Source organism: Acinetobacter sp. Lyrl_1 (genome assembly GCF_051948795.1).
GTDB classification, from domain to species: Bacteria; Pseudomonadota; Gammaproteobacteria; order Pseudomonadales; family Moraxellaceae; genus Acinetobacter; species Acinetobacter towneri.
In genome coordinates this window covers 1-18,241 of the sequence record NZ_JAYJLK010000030.1, presented here as the reverse complement: position 1 = coordinate 18,241, position 18,241 = coordinate 1, and the positions used below count along the sequence as shown (strand labels likewise).

19 protein-coding genes and 2 tRNA genes are annotated in these 18,241 nt (G+C 42.7%); 9 read left to right on the top strand and 12 right to left on the bottom strand.

The features are described 5' to 3' along the window. Positions 1-151 precede the first annotated feature (151 nt). Positions 152-910 carry an imidazole glycerol phosphate synthase subunit HisF gene (gene hisF, locus VF675_RS09955; protein ID WP_004974384.1) on the bottom strand — a complete coding sequence of 253 codons (759 nt, stop codon included), beginning with the start codon at positions 908-910 and terminating at the stop codon, positions 152-154. Positions 911-1,023: 113 nt separating this feature from the next. Between hisF and VF675_RS09950 the strand changes: the two genes are divergently transcribed. Genes VF675_RS09950 through VF675_RS09940 form a run of 3 tightly spaced genes read left to right on the top strand, consistent with a single transcriptional unit; the run spans position 1,024 to position 3,061 of the window. After that, on the top strand, positions 1,024-1,974 hold the full coding sequence (locus tag VF675_RS09950) for a homoserine kinase (protein ID WP_154320233.1): 951 nt from the start codon (positions 1,024-1,026) through the stop codon (positions 1,972-1,974). A gap of 12 nt (positions 1,975-1,986) precedes the next feature. Then, complete coding sequence (locus tag VF675_RS09945) at positions 1,987-2,616, top strand: DUF1294 domain-containing protein (protein ID WP_440205165.1); 630 nt, start codon at positions 1,987-1,989, stop codon at positions 2,614-2,616. Positions 2,617-2,656: 40 nt separating this feature from the next. Next, positions 2,657-3,061, top strand: a complete 405-nt coding sequence (locus tag VF675_RS09940) for a DUF4870 family protein (protein ID WP_004974391.1) — start codon at positions 2,657-2,659, stop codon at positions 3,059-3,061. Positions 3,062-3,116: 55 nt separating this feature from the next. Here the strand turns inward: VF675_RS09940 and VF675_RS09935 are convergent, their stop codons facing one another. The 6 genes from VF675_RS09935 to hisB form a co-directional block, all read right to left on the bottom strand. Then, complete coding sequence (locus VF675_RS09935; protein WP_440205164.1) at positions 3,117-4,025, bottom strand: DMT family transporter; 909 nt, start codon at positions 4,023-4,025, stop codon at positions 3,117-3,119. 94 nt (positions 4,026-4,119) lie between these two features. After that, a complete protein-coding gene (hisA, locus tag VF675_RS09930) occupies positions 4,120-4,851 on the bottom strand; it encodes a 1-(5-phosphoribosyl)-5-[(5-phosphoribosylamino)methylideneamino]imidazole-4-carboxamide isomerase (protein ID WP_004974395.1) in 732 nt (243 codons plus the stop codon). A 67-nt stretch (positions 4,852-4,918) separates the two neighbouring features. Next, positions 4,919-5,596, bottom strand: a complete 678-nt coding sequence (locus VF675_RS09925; RefSeq protein WP_004974396.1) for a hypothetical protein — start codon at positions 5,594-5,596, stop codon at positions 4,919-4,921. Between the two features lie 169 nt (positions 5,597-5,765). Continuing rightward, complete coding sequence (locus VF675_RS09920) at positions 5,766-6,236, bottom strand: DUF805 domain-containing protein (RefSeq protein WP_440205163.1); 471 nt, start codon at positions 6,234-6,236, stop codon at positions 5,766-5,768. A gap of 248 nt (positions 6,237-6,484) precedes the next feature. Then, positions 6,485-7,102: an imidazole glycerol phosphate synthase subunit HisH gene (gene hisH, locus VF675_RS09915; protein ID WP_004974401.1), complete on the bottom strand. Its 618-nt coding sequence runs from the start codon at positions 7,100-7,102 to the stop codon at positions 6,485-6,487. Continuing rightward, on the bottom strand, positions 7,102-7,695 hold the full coding sequence (gene hisB, locus VF675_RS09910; RefSeq protein WP_096902642.1) for an imidazoleglycerol-phosphate dehydratase HisB: 594 nt from the start codon (positions 7,693-7,695) through the stop codon (positions 7,102-7,104). Before hisB ends, hisH begins: the two co-directional genes overlap by 1 nt. A gap of 96 nt (positions 7,696-7,791) precedes the next feature. On the opposite strand from hisB, the gene VF675_RS09905 reads away from it, so the two are divergent. The 5 genes from VF675_RS09905 (at position 7,792) to VF675_RS09885 (ending at position 10,376) form a co-directional block, all read left to right on the top strand. Then, positions 7,792-8,169: a GNAT family N-acetyltransferase gene (locus VF675_RS09905; protein WP_096902643.1), complete on the top strand. Its 378-nt coding sequence runs from the start codon at positions 7,792-7,794 to the stop codon at positions 8,167-8,169. Positions 8,170-8,694: 525 nt separating this feature from the next. Continuing rightward, a tRNA-Phe gene (locus tag VF675_RS09900) sits at positions 8,695-8,770 on the top strand. A gap of 135 nt (positions 8,771-8,905) precedes the next feature. Next, positions 8,906-8,981, top strand: a tRNA-Phe gene (locus tag VF675_RS09895). A gap of 166 nt (positions 8,982-9,147) precedes the next feature. Next, on the top strand, positions 9,148-9,882 hold the full coding sequence (locus VF675_RS09890; protein WP_131260652.1) for a class I SAM-dependent methyltransferase: 735 nt from the start codon (positions 9,148-9,150) through the stop codon (positions 9,880-9,882). Between the two features lie 98 nt (positions 9,883-9,980). After that, positions 9,981-10,376 carry a hypothetical protein gene (locus VF675_RS09885; protein WP_004974410.1) on the top strand — a complete coding sequence of 132 codons (396 nt, stop codon included), beginning with the start codon at positions 9,981-9,983 and terminating at the stop codon, positions 10,374-10,376. Between the two features lie 105 nt (positions 10,377-10,481). Here VF675_RS09885 and VF675_RS09880 read toward each other — a convergent pair whose 3' ends face one another. From VF675_RS09880 to ompR, 3 genes are all read right to left on the bottom strand, one after another. Beyond that, a complete protein-coding gene (locus tag VF675_RS09880) occupies positions 10,482-12,005 on the bottom strand; it encodes an acetyl-CoA hydrolase/transferase family protein (RefSeq protein ID WP_004974412.1) in 1,524 nt (507 codons plus the stop codon). Between the two features lie 308 nt (positions 12,006-12,313). Continuing rightward, positions 12,314-13,774, bottom strand: a complete 1,461-nt coding sequence (locus tag VF675_RS09875) for an ATP-binding protein (RefSeq protein ID WP_004974413.1) — start codon at positions 13,772-13,774, stop codon at positions 12,314-12,316. A gap of 168 nt (positions 13,775-13,942) precedes the next feature. Then, positions 13,943-14,707 (bottom strand): osmolarity response regulator transcription factor OmpR, encoded by a 765-nt coding sequence (ompR, locus tag VF675_RS09870; RefSeq protein WP_004974415.1) that lies wholly within the window; start codon positions 14,705-14,707, stop codon positions 13,943-13,945. Between the two features lie 347 nt (positions 14,708-15,054). On the opposite strand from ompR, the gene VF675_RS09865 reads away from it, so the two are divergent. Beyond that, positions 15,055-17,406 carry a Tex family protein gene (locus VF675_RS09865; protein ID WP_440205162.1) on the top strand — a complete coding sequence of 784 codons (2,352 nt, stop codon included), beginning with the start codon at positions 15,055-15,057 and terminating at the stop codon, positions 17,404-17,406. Between the two features lie 89 nt (positions 17,407-17,495). Here VF675_RS09865 and VF675_RS09860 read toward each other — a convergent pair whose 3' ends face one another. Continuing rightward, positions 17,496-17,807 (bottom strand): hypothetical protein, encoded by a 312-nt coding sequence (locus VF675_RS09860; protein WP_019838218.1) that lies wholly within the window; start codon positions 17,805-17,807, stop codon positions 17,496-17,498. Between the two features lie 99 nt (positions 17,808-17,906). Next, entirely contained in the window at positions 17,907-18,203 is a 297-nt protein-coding gene (locus VF675_RS09855) for a hypothetical protein (RefSeq protein ID WP_004974421.1), read from the bottom strand. Positions 18,204-18,241: the final 38 nt, after the last annotated feature.

Genomic DNA, 18,241 nt, shown 5'->3' with positions numbered 1-18,241 from the left:
AAAAACTTCATCGCTGTGGTTTTTTGAGTTAATAGGAGTCTTCGGACTCCTTTTTTTCTGCCTGTATTTTGGGCTAAATAAAAAAGTGTAACCCGAAGATTACACTTTTAAAGCTCAAAAACTAAAGTCTAAAACAGTTTTGTTTTAGAAATTACAAACGCATTTCAATGCCTTGCGCTGCCAAATATTGTTTGGCTTCTGGAATAGTGTGCTGACCAAAGTGGAAAATTGAGGCAGCTAGTACCGCATCTGCACCGCCTTTTAAAATACCATCTGCCAAGTGCTGTAAATTACCTACACCGCCAGACGCAATGGTGGGTACAGTTACACGGTCATTGATGGCACGCATGAGCGCCAAGTCATAGCCTGCCTTGGTACCATCGGCATCCATTGAAGTGACCAATAGCTCACCTGCGCCATAGTCTGCCATTTTCACTGCCCATTCAATGGCATCAATACCTGTTGGTTTACGACCACCGTGGGTGAAAATTTCCCATTTGTTATCACCCGTTTTTTTCGCATCAATGGCAACCACAATACATTGCGCGCCAAAACGCTGTGAGGCTTCTTGCACAAATTCAGGGTTAAAGACGGCTGCAGAGTTAATGCTGACTTTATCTGCACCTGCGTTAAGTAACAGGCGGATGTCCTCAACCTTACGCACGCCACCACCAACGGTGAGGGGCACGAACACGGTTTCTGCCATACGTTCTACGGTACGATAAGTCGTATCACGACCATGATGGGTAGCGGTAATGTCTAAAAAGGTGATTTCATCGGCACCTTGTTCATTATAACGACGCGCCACTTCGACAGGGTCGCCCGCATCACGAATATCAAGGAATTGCACGCCCTTAACCACGCGACCATTATCTACGTCTAGGCAAGGAATAATACGTTTCGCTAGCATAAATTTTTCCAATTATTACAGCCGATTATGAAACTCACCCACACAAGCGCTACACCTTGGCAGATGGAGCGGGTATTCTATCAAACTTAGCTCAGGTTTTTCGCAGGTTTTCTATGTCGGTTTATACTCCTTTGACTTTAAAGGAAGTTCAGGTCTTTGCAGCGCCTTATGGATTGGAGGTGGTCGAGCTGATTCCCATTCAAGGGGGGATTCAAAATACCAATTATTTTTTGCGCTGCGACAATCAAAACGAGTACGTGCTGACCATTTTTGAAGAATTAGATCAGCAAGCGGCAGGTGAATTAATTCCTGTATTGCAGCATTTGGGGCAAGCGGGTTTGCCTGTGGCAGTGCCTTTATCCTATTCGGGACAAGCCATTCACCAATTAAAAGAAAAACCTGCACAAATTGCACCGCGTTTAATTGGGCAGCATCCGACACTGGCAACAGTGGCGCAAGTGGAAGCGATTGCGATTGCACAAGCCAAAATGCATGTGGCCTTACAAAATTTTCCTTTGCAGCGCGATCATGTACGTGATCATGCTTATTGGGCAGGGGTCGCACGCCAATTAAAACCAAGCATGCATGTGGCCGATCAAGCCTTACTGTCCAAACTTTTGGGCTTGTATGAAGCTTTAACCGCAGTCTATCCGCAGCGTCCCAAAGGTTTTATTCACTCGGATTTATTCCGTGACAATACCTTGTTTGCAGATGATCAGTTGCAAGGCATTTTAGATTTTTATGAATTAAATCAAGATGAATTGCTGTTTGATATTGCGATTACGCTGAATGATTTTTGTACCGATTTTCCTGAGCTGAGCTTAAATGAAAGCAAGGCGATTGCATTTTTAAATGCCTACGAAACGGTGCGTCCTTTAACCCAAGACGAAAAAGCCTGTTTGGAACTGTATTTGGCAATGGCGGCAGGACGTTTTTGGTTAATGCGTTTGCAGGTGGCTGCTAAAAATGCGGCAGAAGGGCGGACAGGCGCAGATATTTTGCAGAAAAATCCAGATGAAATGCGGAATATGCTGATTGAACGCTTAAAGTTTGTGACAGCTTGAGGGATATAGAACATGCGTGATCAAGGGCGTTTAGTCGAATGGTTTGATGAGCAGGGTTATGGGTTTATTCAGCCGAATGACCACCAAAAAGATCGCGTGTTTTTACACATTAAGGACTTCGCCCGACAAGGGCCACGTCCAATTGTGGGCTGTGCCTTGGAATATACCGTAACTGTGGATGAGCGCGGACGTTACCGAGCACAGCAAGCGGTGTATTTAAAAGCTTCGCAGACCAAAGCAGCAAAGGCATCTGCTGTGAGTGCGAAAACATCCGACAGCACGCAAAAAATGCAGCCGATGCAAATATTATGTGTGGCTTATATTGTTGCTTTGGCTTTGCTGACGCTGTTGGGATTGCTCAGCGGCATGTTGTTATTATTCATCAGTTTGATGAATGCGCTGAGTTATTGGCTGTATGCACAAGATAAAGAAGCTGCACAGCAGGGTGGACGTCGTATTCCTGAAAATAACTTGCATATTGTGGCTTTTTTAGGGGGTTGGCCTGCAGCATGGTTAGCACAACAAAAATTACGCCATAAAACACAAAAACAACCCTTTGGTAAGATTTATTTTTGTACGATAGGCTTAAATATCTTTCTGATTTTATGGATGATTTCTCCGTTGAATCAGCTTAACATCTAATTGGGAATATTGTTCCAGTAACAGGCTTGTCAGGTGCATTATGTCAGACGCAGAGCATTCATATTCAGTAGATCAAGACCCACATCGTTCATTGACCATGATTTTATATGTGCTGTATATCGTGGCGATTTTTTCTGCGGGGATATTGGCCGTGATTGCCTTAATCATCAACTATTTAAAACGTAGTGATGTACAAGGTTCAATTTTTGCCAGTCATTTTACTTGGCAAATTCGCAGCTTCTGGTGGTATCTGTTTTGGAATATTGTGGCCTTTGTGCCGTTCTTTTTGGTGTTCTTTAGTCCAGATGCGCAAAGCTTTGCCAGTATGACTTTGGCTGCGACACTTTTCTGTATCGCAGTGGTTGCTATTTCGTGGTTATGGATTGTTTACCGTGCTATACGCGGTTTAATTCGCGTGAATGATAATTTACCGATGTATCATTAAATTCACGTTCGTTCGTCTTTTTAAGATGTTTTGAGCGATCTTGCCTAGATGCTGTTCATTCAACTTTTTGGGATGATGTGTTTCGTTTTAAAAATTTTGGTCGCCATTCGCTGACCAGCACGCCTAAAACCACCAGTAGTCCACCGAACAACGCCAGAACTGCCAAGCGCTCGCCTGCCAAACGTCCAATCAATGCGGCCCAAACAGGCTCAGCTGCATAAATAATAGCAGCTTGCGCAGGGTCTACTTGTCGTTGCGCCCAGTTCATCACCAATTGAATCACGGCACTGGCAATGCCTAAGCCGAGCAAAACAGCAAGGAGTGACCACTGAAATTCGGGCAATTGAGTTTCTCCAACCCATGGTGCAATCGCAAAACACAATAACGATGCACAACCCAGTTGGATGAGGGTAACGCGCTTTAAATTGACCCGATTGGCAAAATAGCTAATTAAAATAATTTCAAAGGCAATCGCAATTGAACCGATTAAAGTAATGGCTTGTCCAAAACTTAACTGAATTGCGCCTAAGCCATTGCCTGTTAAAAAGACCAAGCCTACAAATGCCAAAATAGCACCCAACCAAGTCATGACATGCGGACGTTGATCAAAGCATAACCACAGCAATAGCGGTACAAGCGGGACATACAGCGCCGTTAAAAAGGCCGATTCGCTACTGCTGATACTTTGTAAGCCAATGGTTTGAGTGACATAACCTAGCGCAATGACTGCGCCTATGGCAAAGCCTGCATAGAGTTCATCGATGCTAAAACCACGTAAGCTTCGCCATGAAATCAGCCCCACGGCCAACGTGGCTGCGGCAAAACGTAAGCCTACAAACAGTACTGGACTGCTGAAGTTCAAACCGTATTGCACGGTAATGAAGGTTGCACCCCAAATTAAGGTAATCAAAATGAGCGCCAGTTGCGGCGCTTTGCTGCGAAGCATTGGTGAAAGCTGAGACATAGAACCAGTGGGAGATGAAGAAAACTCAAAATGAGTAAAATAAAATCAAAATAAAAAAGAGGTCCGCAGACCTCTTTAAAAATACGCGGCAGAATTACAAAGATTGCTCATCTAAAAGCAACTGTGCCTCACGCAGGCTTAACGTGCCTTCGTAAATTGCACGACCTGTAATCGCACCTAAAATGCCAGGCTGACCTTTTAGGTTGCGTACGTCATCTAAATTGGTCACACCGCCAGAAGCAATCACGGGTAAGCCTGAATATTGCGCCAAGTTTACGGTTTGTTCTACGTTCACACCTTGCATCATGCCATCACGGGCAATATCGGTATAAACAATGCTAGATACACCTGCATCGGCAAAACGCTTAGCTAAATCTGTTGCCTTCACGTCTGTGACGTTGGCCCAACCATCAGTAGCCACCATGCCATTCATGGCGTCAATGCCGACAATGATGTGTCCTGCAAATTTCTTGCAGGCTTCTTCTACAAAAGTAGGCTCTTGTACGGCTTTGGTACCAATAATCACGAACGATACGCCTGCATCCAAATAGTGTTCGATGGTTTCGAGTGAACGAATACCGCCACCAATTTGAATTGGAAGATCCGGTTGTGATTTTGCAATCGCTTCAACCACAGGTTTATGAATTGGCGTACCTGCGAAAGCGCCGTTTAAATCGACTAAATGCAAGCGACGCGCGCCTTCATTTACCCAGTGTTGTGCTGTTGCCACTGGATCGTCAGAAAATACAGTATCATCTTCCATACGACCTTGTTTTAAACGAACACACTTGCCATCTTTCAGGTCAATTGCAGGGATGATCAGCATGCTTTCGCTCCTTGCCAAAAACTTATTGAATTCAATCTGTGCATCTTAACAAAGTATTGTTAAATATCTAAGCATCTGTTGTAGGTTTTGTTTTAGAGGGACGAATCCGCAATTTGAGTGAACTGTTTGGGATATGCTCGGGCAATAGACCCAAACGCCCCAATTCTTCAAATATCAACACAGGTGCGTAGGCATCGGCGGCAGCATAGGCAATTTGTGCTTCACTGAGCTGTTTGCATGCCCAGTTTGAGGTGCTGATACTTCGGCTTTTAGGGAAATGAACGTGAAATAATAATGCCATGGCATTTTTAAGCCCAAGCGGACTTTTAAAACCAAAACTGCCAAAACATTTGGATAGTTCAATCACGCTATTCAGTTGTATACCTTTTTTACGAAATAAATGGGCATCATTTTTCAGCCCAAAACCTACTTTAATTTGATCGCGATTGGCAAAAACTGGCTGCAAAAATTGCCAAATGTCATCATTGAGCTGAAATAGATAGGCTTTTTCTAAGGTTGCGAGCTGAATTAAATGCGGGCCTGTAGAAACTTCGCCTACATTAAACGTGGGTTTAGATTCAGAATCGAAACCCAAGACAGCTGCGGTTTTCAGTTCAGCTTCAATTGCTAGACATTGCTCTAGATTTTGAATCAGTACAATATTTTGACGCGCAATATTTTCAAACAGTGGCAATTGCCGAATTTCATCAGGGCTAGGCAGGGTACGCAGACGAGTGAGATCCATAACATTCAAAGCGGTAAAGAAGCGGTTTTAGCCTAAAGCGTTTTGCGGAATTTGGCAAAGTTTAAAAGATTGAAAATGCTGTGCAGGACAAAGATTGCAGCGAATATCCTGAAAAAATAGCCCAATAGATGGGCTATTTCGAAATATCAACCAAGTGGAATATTTTTGCTTAGACGTTGCTGAATATACCTGACAAGAAGCTGCCAATAATCGCCAAAATCATCAGCACAATAAAAATCCAAGCCAGTACTTTTTCCCAACCTGAAGTTTCACGTACCGCACCATAGCTATTTTGACGATCATCGCCAGGTGCAAATACCAAATATAAACCCATAATAATATTCACCAAAGGCACCAAAATCAGCAAAGATAACCAGCCAGTATGATTGCGGTCATGCAAGCGGCGGATGGTGAAAATAAAGCTAAAATAGAACGCAACGATATAAATGATCACGAGCAAGATCATGCCGATGCCCATAGAGCCAGAGCCGAGCTCTAGCAATAAATTGGGTGCAACAACGGCAATAATTGCAATCAGTACTGCAAGCCCCAAGCTGAGCAAACAGTTCCACGCTAAAAATGATAATCGACCAAAACGCCCCGCTGCACTGAGTGCAGAATCTTCTACATATTGACTCATTGTTGTAATTCCTAGATTTTTTGAATTTTCTGTCGCATACCGTATATTTGCTCAAAAATCTTGTGAGATATCTCTCTCACATCGCAAACATAGACCAATTATCGACAGACCCTCAGTTTATTTTGAATAAAAGGTATAAAAAACGCTTTAATTTTAAACACAAATCAATGTGCAATAAAAGTGAAAAACATTCACGCAAAAATAAAGCCGAGATTAACTCGGCTTTATTGATTGAAGCATCCTGAATATTAGATATTCCATTCCACAAAGTTTTTTAGTAACTGCAAACCAACAGTGTGACTTTTTTCTGGGTGGAACTGCGTTGCAAACAAGTTGTCTTGATGCAGGGCTGTACAGAAAGTTAAACCATAATCACAGGTCGCGGCCACGATTTTTTCATCTTGCGGTTCAACATAAAAACTATGCACGAAGTAAAAACGCGCATCTTGTTCAATGTTGTTCCACATAGGGTGGCTCGGGTCACGTTGATGTACCTGATTCCAACCCATGTGTGGCACTTTTAAACCTGCTACTTCAGGAAAGCGTTTGACTGTACCTGCAAAAATGCCCAGTGCATCTGCTCCGCCATTTTCTTCGGAATGTTGCATCAGCGCCTGCATGCCTACACAAATTGCAAGTACAGGTTTATTAAAGACCGCGTTGCGTACCACGTCATCAATGCCAGCTTCATGCATGCCTTGCATACAATCACGCATAGCACCCACACCTGGAAACACAATTTTATCGGCTTGTGCAATCAGTTTTGGGTCATTGGTCACATCTACCGTTGCACCCACATGCTCTAAAGCTTTCGCTGCAGAGTGTAAATTTCCCATGCCATAGTCAAGAAGGGCAATTCGGGTCATTAGAGTGTTCCTTTGGTTGATGCCACTGTATTTTCAGCACGCGGATCGACTTCACATGCCATGCGTAAAGCACGTGCAAATGCTTTAAATACGCTTTCAATTTGGTGGTGGCTGTTTTTACCTTTGAGGTTGTCGATGTGCAGTGTCATTAATGCATGGTTGACAAAGCCTTGGAAGAATTCTGAGAATAAATCCACATCAAAAGTACCAATACGTGCGCGGGTAAATGGAATATCCATAAATAAACCCGGACGACCCGATAAATCGACAATCACACGACTTAAAGATTCATCAAGTGGTGCGTAAAAGTGACCGTAGCGTCGTAAACCTTTTTTATCGCCCAAAGCTTGAGCAAAAGCTTGTCCAAGCGTGATACCACAGTCTTCTACAGTGTGGTGATCATCAATTTCCAAGTCGCCATCACAATGAATATCAATATCAAACAAACCGTGTCGCTTGATTTGATCAATCATATGGTCTAAAAATGGAACTCCAGTGTTGAGTGTGCCTTGACCCGTACCGTCCAGATTCACACGAACTCGAATTTTAGTTTCGTTGGTATTTCTCACCACTTCACTGATACGTTGGGTCATAGACACGTTCCTCAAAAAACGTCAAAAATGATTGATGTAAAATGTTTTCGCTGTGACGAAGTCTCAGCATATTAGATTGCTCAGGAGGGTTAATCAATGCCTATTACCGTACATGCCTATACTTCACTGGAAAATACCGAAGTGCGCAGCCAGCTTGAGCGACTGTATGATACCAGCCCTGAATTTGGCGATGGGCAAGATGCGGTAAGCCAACTTGAGCAGAACTTGGCTCAGTATACCCTACTTTACACGGCAGAATTTAATACTAAAGTGATTGGTGCGATTTGGTGCACAGGGCAAGATGATCATCGTACGCTTGAATATATTGTGGTGCATCCTGCAAACCGTGGTCGAGGTGTGGCAGATCGTTTGGTGAGTGAGGTGTGCCGTATGGAAGAAGCCAAAGGTGTGCAGCACTTTCAGCCGGGTTGTGGTGCGATTCATCGTTGTTTGGCGCATTTGGGTAAGTTGTGAGTTTTTAAAAAGCTGACGTTGTGTCTGTCTTTTCAGTTTATCCGTATAGGTCAAAATTAAATTAGTATCGAAAATCCCTTCTCTTGCGCCATATATGGCTCAGGGATGAGGAATATCTTCCGTAAGAGGATGATGGGGGATTGAAGTATGGTTTTAATCGGATTTGTGAAAGAAGTTTATCTAAATCCTATATTGTTTTTTGTGCTTGCACAGCCACAATTTTTAGCTAAGGTTTAAATAGCTTTGCGTAGGCATCTTCCTACTTTGGCAAGACCCAAAGTAGGCAAAAGTCTTTTGTTACCCATACACGACATCCTTGTCGTGATGGGTAACGTGGGGCATCCGTGCCCCACATTCGCGTATCGGAAGTTTGTCAAAATTTAATTGGAAAAGAACTCATTTTTAAATTTTTGGGTGATATTTCAGCAGAAATAGAATGAGGTTGCTGTAAAAGTAAACATTTGCACTGAAAAGCGAAAAAGACTATTGACGATTTACAGCTGAAACTGTTTAATACGCGTCATTGGCGTGATAGCTCAGTCGGTAGAGCAACGGATTGAAAATCCGTGTGTCCCCAGTTCGATCCTGGGTCTCGCCACCATATTCAAAACGGTTAAACGTTTTCAATCCCTGATCCCATCAGGGATTTTTTTTTGCATAAAATTTATGCGATCAAATAAAAAAGTGATGATTTTTATTGACTATTCAGCCGAGATACGGCTTAATACACGGCATTGGCGTGATAGCTCAGTCGGTAGAGCAACGGATTGAAAATCCGTGTGTCCCCAGTTCGATCCTGGGTCTCGCCACCATATTCAAAAAGCCTCAAACAATGTTTGGGGCTTTTTTATGCGCAAAATTTTTTATGTCTAAAATAAAATCTTGTATTCAAACCCGCTTTGCATCTTCATCTAAAGTCCACAATACGTATTAAACAAGCTGAATTAAAATCAAGCGATCATGGTCAGGGAATGCAGCATGAAAGATTTGTTTTCGCAGGGTAGCGATTTATATCGTCAGGCACGTCCGCAGTATTCAACCGCGATTGTCGATACGATTTTACAACATGTGCCAGAGCGCGGTTTGACATGGGACTGCGGTGCAGGTTCAGGGCAGTTTACCCAGTTATTAACGCCACATTTTCAGCAGATTTTAGCCACGGATTTAAGTCAGGCACAGCTGGATCAAGCACCACAGTGGGAAAATGTGCGTTATCGCGCTTGTTTGGCGCAAGACAGCGGATTGGCAGATGCGAGTGTGGATTTAATTACCGTTGCACAAGCGATTCACTGGTTCAAGTTTGATGCCTTTTATGCCGAAGTGCATCGGGTGCTAAAACCGAGTGGAATATTTGCTGCGGTGGGCTACGGTCTGATTCAAGCTGTAGATCCTGAGGTGAATACCGCAATTCAACGCTTGTATTTTCAGACCTTAAAAGGTTGTTGGGATGCTGAACGTCGTTATATTGATGACTTATATCGCACGATTCCTTTCCCATTTCAAGAAATCGTGACACCCGAACTTTGCCTGAAATATCGTTGGTCGGCAGCACAATTGCTGAATTATTTAAACACTTGGTCGGGACTGCAGCATTATTTAAAGCAACATACTGATACGCCCTTGCTTGAATTACAACAATTGTTGCAGCAGCAACCTGCTCAGGGCTTGGAAATTCAGTTTCCAGTTTTGCTGCGTTTAGGTCGCTTGGTATAAAAAGTCAATGTATTGAGTGATTTTTGAACTTAAAATATAAGTTGGTGAAAAAAGGATGTTTCTCCACAGGTGTAATTTACCTATGTGCGAGGTGTCCAATGTTAAAATTTTCTCTCCCTATTTTATTCAGTCTTGCGCTGAGTCTCCCTGCGACTGCTTTTGCCAATCTTGATCAGCCTTTACAGGTCTTGGATGATTGTGCATTAAGTGCAGAATATGGGCAATCCAACAGCTTAAATTTGCTGCATGATCAATACCGTTTTACCGCGCAAGATGTGGTGAATCAAGTTCGAGCTGAACAAAACCTAGACTTAGCAAGCAAATTTGCAACTTTGGGTTCTCGTTTTTATATCAACCCGCAAGGTCAAACTGTGCTGCAAATTCAACGTGATGTGGTGTCTTTGGGTGTGATTGAAACCACACTCAGTGTGGATGGTTTACGCCAGTTAGGGCAGCATTTTATAGATGAATTTAAAGCTTTGGCATTTGAGTAAAATGGAGTGCGTTGTCGCAAATGACCTTGTGACAATCTAAGACATAAAAACTTAAGACATAAAAAAACGCCCTGAAAAATCAGGGCGTTTTTTATTGCACGCGAATTATGCTGGTTGCGCAGATTCTTGTTGTGCAGGAGTCAACATGTGACCGTGTTCTTCGAAGTTTGCATGCCAAGATAATGCTTCACGAAGTAGGTGAGGAGTGTGACCACCTTTTGCACATGCACGCTCAAAGTAATCATTCAATGCATTGCGGTACATTGGGTGTACACAGTTGTCGATAATCGCACGAGCGCGTTCACGTGGTGCAAGACCGCGTAAATCTGCTAAACCTTGCTCAGTAACCAAAATGTCAACGTCGTGTTCGTTGTGGTCTACGTGCGCAGCCATTGGAACGATAGATGAAATGTCACCGCCTTTCGCAATTGATTTAGTCACGAAAATCGCCAAGTGTGCGTTACGTGCGAAGTCACCTGAACCACCAATACCGTTCATCATTTTGGTACCGCATACGTGGGTTGAGTTCACGTTACCGTAAATATCAAACTCAAGTGCAGTGTTAATGCCAATGATGCCTAAACGACGTACTAACTCAGGGAAGTTAGAGATTTCTTGTGGACGTAAAATGAATTTGTCTTTGTAGTGTGCAAGATTACCAAATACGCGATCGCCACATTTTTCAGACAAAGTCATTGAACAGCCAGAAGCGAACTTCATTTTGCCTGCATCAATCAATTCAAACGTACAGTCTTGGAGTACTTCTGAGTACATCACCAAGTCTTCAAAGTTAGAGTGTTTGAAGCCTGTTAATACTGCATTTGCAATTGAACCGATACCTGCTTGTAAAGGTGCCAAGTTTTTCGGTAAACGACCTTGTGCTACTTCGTTTTCAAAGAATGCGATCAAGTGATCTGCAATTGCTTGAGTTTCGTCATCTGGATCGGTCACGTTAGATGGAGAGTCAAGCAAGGTATCGTTAAATACAATACCCACAACTTTTGCAGGGTCTAACTGAATACCTTTGGTTCCAATACGTTGTTCAACGTGAGTTAATGGCACTGGACCACGTGTTGGACGTGCTTCAGGAATATAAATGTCGTGTAGGCCTTCAAATTCTGTGCTTACAGTGGTGTTGATTTCGATAATGACTTTATCTGCATATTCAACAAAGCTTGCAGAGTTACCTACAGAAGTTGTTGGAATAATTAGGCTGTCTTCAGTAATTGCAACTGCTTCAACAATCGCGATGTCTGGGCGTTTTAGCGTATTGTTACGCATTTGCTCAACAGTTTCAGACAAGTGTTGGTCAATGAACATAACTTGACCTTGGTTAATTGCTTTACGCAAAGTGTTGTCTACTTGGAACGGCATACGACGAGCCAAAACACCTGCTTCAGTCAATTGCTTGTCTAAATCATTACCAAGACTTGCCCCAGTAATTAAGTCAATTTTTAAAGGATTGGTTTTAGCGCGTGCCACCAATGCAAGTGGAACAGCTTTTGCTTCACCCGCACGAGTAAAGCCACTCATACCTACGGTCATACCATCTTGAACGAATTCAGCAGCTTGTTCTGCGCTGATTACTTTGTCGTGGAGGGAGGCTAAACGGATGCGATCTAAAGACATGGCGAACTCTCGTAAAATACTAGACTGATACCGATTGTACCGATCAAAAAAGGTATTTTGCATAGGTGTTAGGCTAAGGTCTAATTTTTTGCCTAAATGGTGGTATAAAAATATAAAATAATACATAAATAATTGAATTTAATCGTTTATTTATATATCAAAAGGTAAATATTACAATTTGTTTGATATATTTTTATACAATTTTGATATGCACCATCTGAATTTTTTACTTTGATCGTCCATCCGATTTGCTGTTGGTCTGAAATTGGTATATAGCAAGCCAGATAGAGATCAAAAGCGTCAGCCGTTTAGAAGTGTTCACTCAAACTTTGTTTGATTTTTTCCAGCGTGCCAACATTATTTTTTTCTTCAACGATTTCAGGTTGTAACGGCAGGGTAATGATGGCTTCAAGACCACCGTGTTCACGGTTTTGAATGGTGAGCTCGCCCTGATGAATATCGACAATACGTTTTACAATTGCCAAACCTAAGCCACTGCCTTGTACAGTACGTGCTTCATTGCCGCGTACAAAAGGCTGCATTAAATCGGCAATTTGGTCTTCTGGAATGCCTGTACCGTTGTCTGCCACGCTAATCCGAATGTGTTCATCCAGCACTTCTGCAGACAACTCAATTGGCTCTGCACCATAGCGTTTCGAGTTATTAATCAGGTTGCCAATCAGACGTTTCAGCGACAAACTGCGCGCCTGAATTAAAGGTAATTCTTGTGCGTTAAAGCGAATATCCAACGGTTTAAATTGAATAATCAATTCCTGCAGCAAAACATTTAAATCGGTTTCTTGTAATTCTTCATCGGAACCATCACGCATATAAGAAATGAATTGATTTAAAATCGCATCCATATCTTCTACATCGTAAATTAAGCCTTCTTTTAAAAAATCATCATCGGGCATCATTTCGGCACTTAAACGAATCCGTGTCAGTGGCGTGCGCAGGTCGTGTGAAATACCTGCCAACATGATACGACGGTCACGTTCAGTCTGTTCCAAGGTATAAATCATGTGATTAAAGGCTTGGTTGACCTCACGAATTTCCTGCGGACCGTGATTGGTTTCTAAATAAGGTGCTTTGCCTGTTTTACTGTAGCTATTGGCGGCATTTTGCAGACGACGCAAAGGACGATTCAGCTGACGTACTAGAGTTAAAATAATTGCTGCAGCTAACAGTGGAATACCCAAAAGCCAGCCAAAGACCAATTCAGGGCTGTAGTTGGCATAGGTTTTAAGGGGTTCACGTACCCAGTTGCCATTCATTTCTGGGGTTTGAATCCAAATACGCGGGCTTGGTTTGAACTGGAAATAGACCGTGACATCCTGCATTTTTAATTCAGTTGCCAGTTTCTTTTCTATTTGTTGGGTAAAAAACTCTGCAATGACTTTTTCCCGTACATTAGGAAACTCACGTGGATCGGTTACATATTCAATGCCGACCCGATTTTTAAGCCACGCATCGACATCGACTTCGGCTTCATTGTGAAAAATGCGCAAATCTGGATTGTTTAAAATTTCCAGTTCAACCGCTAAATAGCGGGCGTGTTGTTGAATTTCAGGTAAATACAAGGTGCGCCAAAAGAACCACAACGACATAAACAGGCTAAACAACACCACAAAAACCACCAGTACCGTGGTGCGCATGGCTGCAGAGCGTGGTTTGATTTTGTCCAGAAAACGCTCCCAGCGGGTACGTTTCTTTTCAGAATACGCCACATAGTCGGTAAATTCTTGTGGGTCGATGGGTTCGAGTTTCACATCTTGTCCTGTGGCAGAGGTTGTAAAGCGAATTTAGTGAGTGAAATTTTATGATGAATATACTTGTTATTGGAATGTCTGTTCTTTAAATCTAGCACAATGATCGGTGTACATAAATGTTGATCATTGCATGAAGATGTGAGGCTGAAGCCTCACATCATTTTCAACTTATTCCGCACCATCTGGAACAAATACATAACCGACACCCCAAACCGTTTGAATATAACGTGCACGGGCAGGGTTTTCTTCAATTAAACGACGTAAACGTGAAACCTGAACATCAATCGAACGCTCCATCGCACCCCATTCACGACCACGCGCCAAATTCATTAACTTGTCACGGGTTAAAGGCTCACGAGGATGTTGTACCAACGCTTTGAGTACTGCAAATTCACCTGTAGTTAGGGTCACGACCTGACCTTCACGTGTCAAAGTACGGGTCGATAAATCTAGTGACCATGGGCCAAAACCAACCACTTCCATTTGCTGACTTGGTGCACCTGGTACCTCGCGCACTTGACGACGCAATACAGCACGAATACGCGCTAACAGCTCATTTGGATTAAACGGTTTTGGTAAATAATCATCTGCACCTGCTTCAAGTCCTGCAATACGGTCAGAGTCACTGCCGCGAGCCGTCAGCATAATAATTGGCGTGTCGATGTTAGATTGACGTAAACGACGGCAAATACTTAAACCATCTTCAACAGGCAGCATAAAATCAAGCACGATTAAAGAGAACAGTTCACGCTGTAACAAACGATCCATTTGTGTCGCGTCGTGGGCAGTTTTGACCACAAAGCCCTTATCTTCCAAGAAACGCTGTAACAGGGTACGTAAACGCACATCATCATCGACAACGAGAATGCGTTCAACGCGGTCAGTTTCGCTGTGTACGGTATCTGTTTTTTCAGCAGGTACAACTAAACTCATGATGTGCTCCTTTATTCTTTATTGTCATCGTAAACAAAAAGTTGAGTTGGCTTTGAGTATACGATTCATTGGTATCTATTGCCTATGCTCTAAAGCAACAAATATTGCAGATAAAATCAAGACATAGATACCAAATATATACAGCATTCCCATGCGAAAAACTGACATATTTGTCCGTTTGAGTCTAACATAAGCCTGAATTTTATTTAGATTTATAAAATTTAGCCGAATTGGCAAAAATCGCCAAAAAACCACCATTTATAAAATTCATAAAACAATTGTGGATTTTATAGTCTTGGTCTTTATAATCATGGCTTTTAGTACTTATCCTTGTAGGATCACACACGATGACTGACTTAGTTCAGCAGTTAGCAAAAGAACTTGCCGTACGACCAAATCAAGTAGAAGCTGCCATCAAACTGATTGATGAAGGTGCTAGCGTTCCATTTATTGCACGTTACCGTAAAGAAGTGACGCAAGGTTTAGATGACACGCAGCTACGTCAGCTCGATACACGTTTATCGTATTTACGTGATTTATATGAGCGTCGCGAAAAAGTAATAGAATCACTCAAAGAACAAGATAAATTATCTGATGATTTATTGGCACGGGTTAACGCTGCTGAAACCAAAAATGCTTTAGAAGAAATTTACGCGCCTTACCGTCCAAAACGCACCAGTAAATCGTTTAAAGCTAAAGAAGCAGGTTTAGGCCCAATTGCAGCGCAAATTTTTGCAGAACAGGTTGAGCCAAGCGAAGCTTTAGCAGGCTTTAGTCATGCAGACTATCCTGATGCAGACAGTCAGCTAGATGCGGTACAACACATTCTGATTGATGAATGGGCACAAAATATTGCCTTAACCACAGAATTAAAAGAAATTTTTGCCAAAACAGCGGTATTAAAAAGCTTGGTTGCTTCTGAAGAGAAAAAAGAAGTGGGCAAAAAATTCCGTGATTACTTCGATTTTTCAGAAAACCTCAACAAAGTACCATCACATCGTCTATTGGCGATGTTGCGTGGTCGCCAAGAAAACGTCTTGGGCTTAAAAGTTGATGGTGAAGACAGTGCGCCTTTGGCACGTATTGAAACTGAATACAATTTAGATCAGATTCAGCCGCAAGCACGTCAGGACTTTTTAAAGCAAACGGCAAAATTGTTCTGGTTGGGCAAAGTGCGTCCACAAATCGAACATTCATTATTGACTGAAAAGCGTTTGGCTGCTGAAGCTGAAGCGATGGATGTCTTTGCAGAAAACTTGCGTCATTTATTGCTTTCTGCACCTGCAGGTGCGCGTTGTACGCTGGGCGTAGACCCTGGCATCCGTACAGGTGTCAAACTGGCTGTGGTGAACCAATCTGGCGATGTGGTTGCACATAGCACGGTTTATCCATTTGCACCTAAAGAAGACAAAGCAGGCGCGATTGAAGAACTTGCTCGTTTATGCCGTGAGCACAATGTTGATTTAATCGCGATTGGTAACGGGACTGCAAGCCGTGAAACTGAAGCGGTTGTGGCAGAAATGATGGCGGCGCACAGTGACTTGAAATTAACACGTGTGTCTGTATCTGAAGCGGGTGCATCTGTGTATTCAGCTTCTGAATTGGCATCGCAAGAGTTGCCAGAACTAGATGTGTCGATTCGTGGTGCAGTGTCGATTGCACGTCGTTTGCAAGACCCATTGGCAGAGTTGGTAAAAATTGATCCAAAATCAATCGGTGTGGGTCAGTATCAACATGACGTGAATCAGGCAGGTTTAGCAAAAACCTTAGAAGCTGTGGTAGAAGACTGTGTGAACTCGGTCGGTGTCGATGTCAACACGGCATCTTCAGCAATTTTGGGTTATATCGCAGGTTTGAATAAAGCCATTGCACAGCAAATTGTTGAATACCGTAAAGAACATGGCCGTTTTGACAATCGCCAAGCTTTGAAAAACGTACCGCGTTTAGGCGAACGTACTTTTGAACAAGCAGCAGGTTTCTTACGTATTCAGGCAGGTTCTGAGCCTTTGGATGCTTCTGCAGTGCACCCTGAATCTTATGGTTTAGTAGAAAAAATTGTGGCTGCCAAAGCGACCACGGTTAAAGATATTATTGGTAATACTGAAATTATCCGTTCGGTGAATGCTGAAGAATTTGTGGATGAGCAAGTCGGCTTACCAACTATTCAGGATGTTTTGTCTGAATTGGAAAAACCAGGTCGTGACCCACGTCCTGAATTCCGTACGGCTAAATTCCGTGAAGATGTGACTGAAGTGGCACAGTTGACTGAAGGCATGCAGCTTGAAGGTGTGGTGACCAATGTGACCAACTTCGGTGCATTTGTAGATGTGGGTGTGCATCAGGATGGTTTGGTGCATATTTCTGAGTTGGCCAATGAATTTGTGGCCGACCCGCATAAAGTGGTGAAACCAGGTCAAATCGTGCAAGTGCGTGTGTTACAGGTTGATGTAGAACGTAACCGCGTGAATTTATCGATGCGTCCTGAAGGTTCGGCTGCACCTGCAAAAGCGGCGCGTGCGCCACGTCGTGATCAAGAGCAACGTACAGAGCGTAAGCCACAGGCGAAACGTCCACAGCAGTCACGTCCTCAGTCAGACCGTTCACAAGTGAAAAAACCACAAGCTGCTAAACCGCAAGAAAATAAAATTGGTGGTTTAGGCGCATTGTTGTTACAAGCAGGGATTAAAGGTTCGAAGTAAGTTTTAATTACGCAAACAAAAAGCTCCCGAAATTCGGGAGCTTTTTGTTTTGTGTGTATATTTTTAATCTAAAGTTTGATTAATCATTTTTAAATCAACGGCACAATCCAGCTCACTAAAATCAGCATGATTCCCAAATGCCCAAGTTTACGCGTCACTGCCACTAGTTTTGATGGTGGTGCTTCAAGTTGGCGAGCATATTCCTGAAGATTTAAACCTTGAGAGGCTTTGCTGCTAAATAAAAATACGCCTAAATCAATACAAATTAAAATCGTGCCTACATCGGCAACAACCTCTAAGAGTTCATATTCTTGCTGATAAAGCGCCGTTGCAACCTGATAACTTAAAAATAAGGCAAAGGCAAAACAGCCATACTGTAAAATGAGGGCTAGTGCTCGCATAATCCATTCAAAATACTTAAAACAGCTGTGTTATAGCATAAAAATAAGGTGCAATTGAATGTTTTGTTATGGTTGAGATTGTGGATCTTAAATAAGCAATTAACGGATTAAGCCTTGCAGAACAAAACTTGTGGCAATACTGCCTGCTGCCAATTTAGACATGAAATAACTGTAATTAGAAGAGGCAGAAACTTCGGACATCGCACCAGATGAATGCGACATGGACACGGCAAGTTGGCTGCGATAGCCCAATTCGACTAACAAGACCACCAGGCCTGTCAGTGTCATCACTTGAAATGTGTCTACATGATTGCGCGTAAGCTCAGTATATAAGTGATAAAAACTTAAGCCCGCAGCAGAAAAACAAAATAGCTTAAACAGATACAGAGTTTTCATGTGTTGTACCTTTCATTATTGTAATGTCATTTTGAATG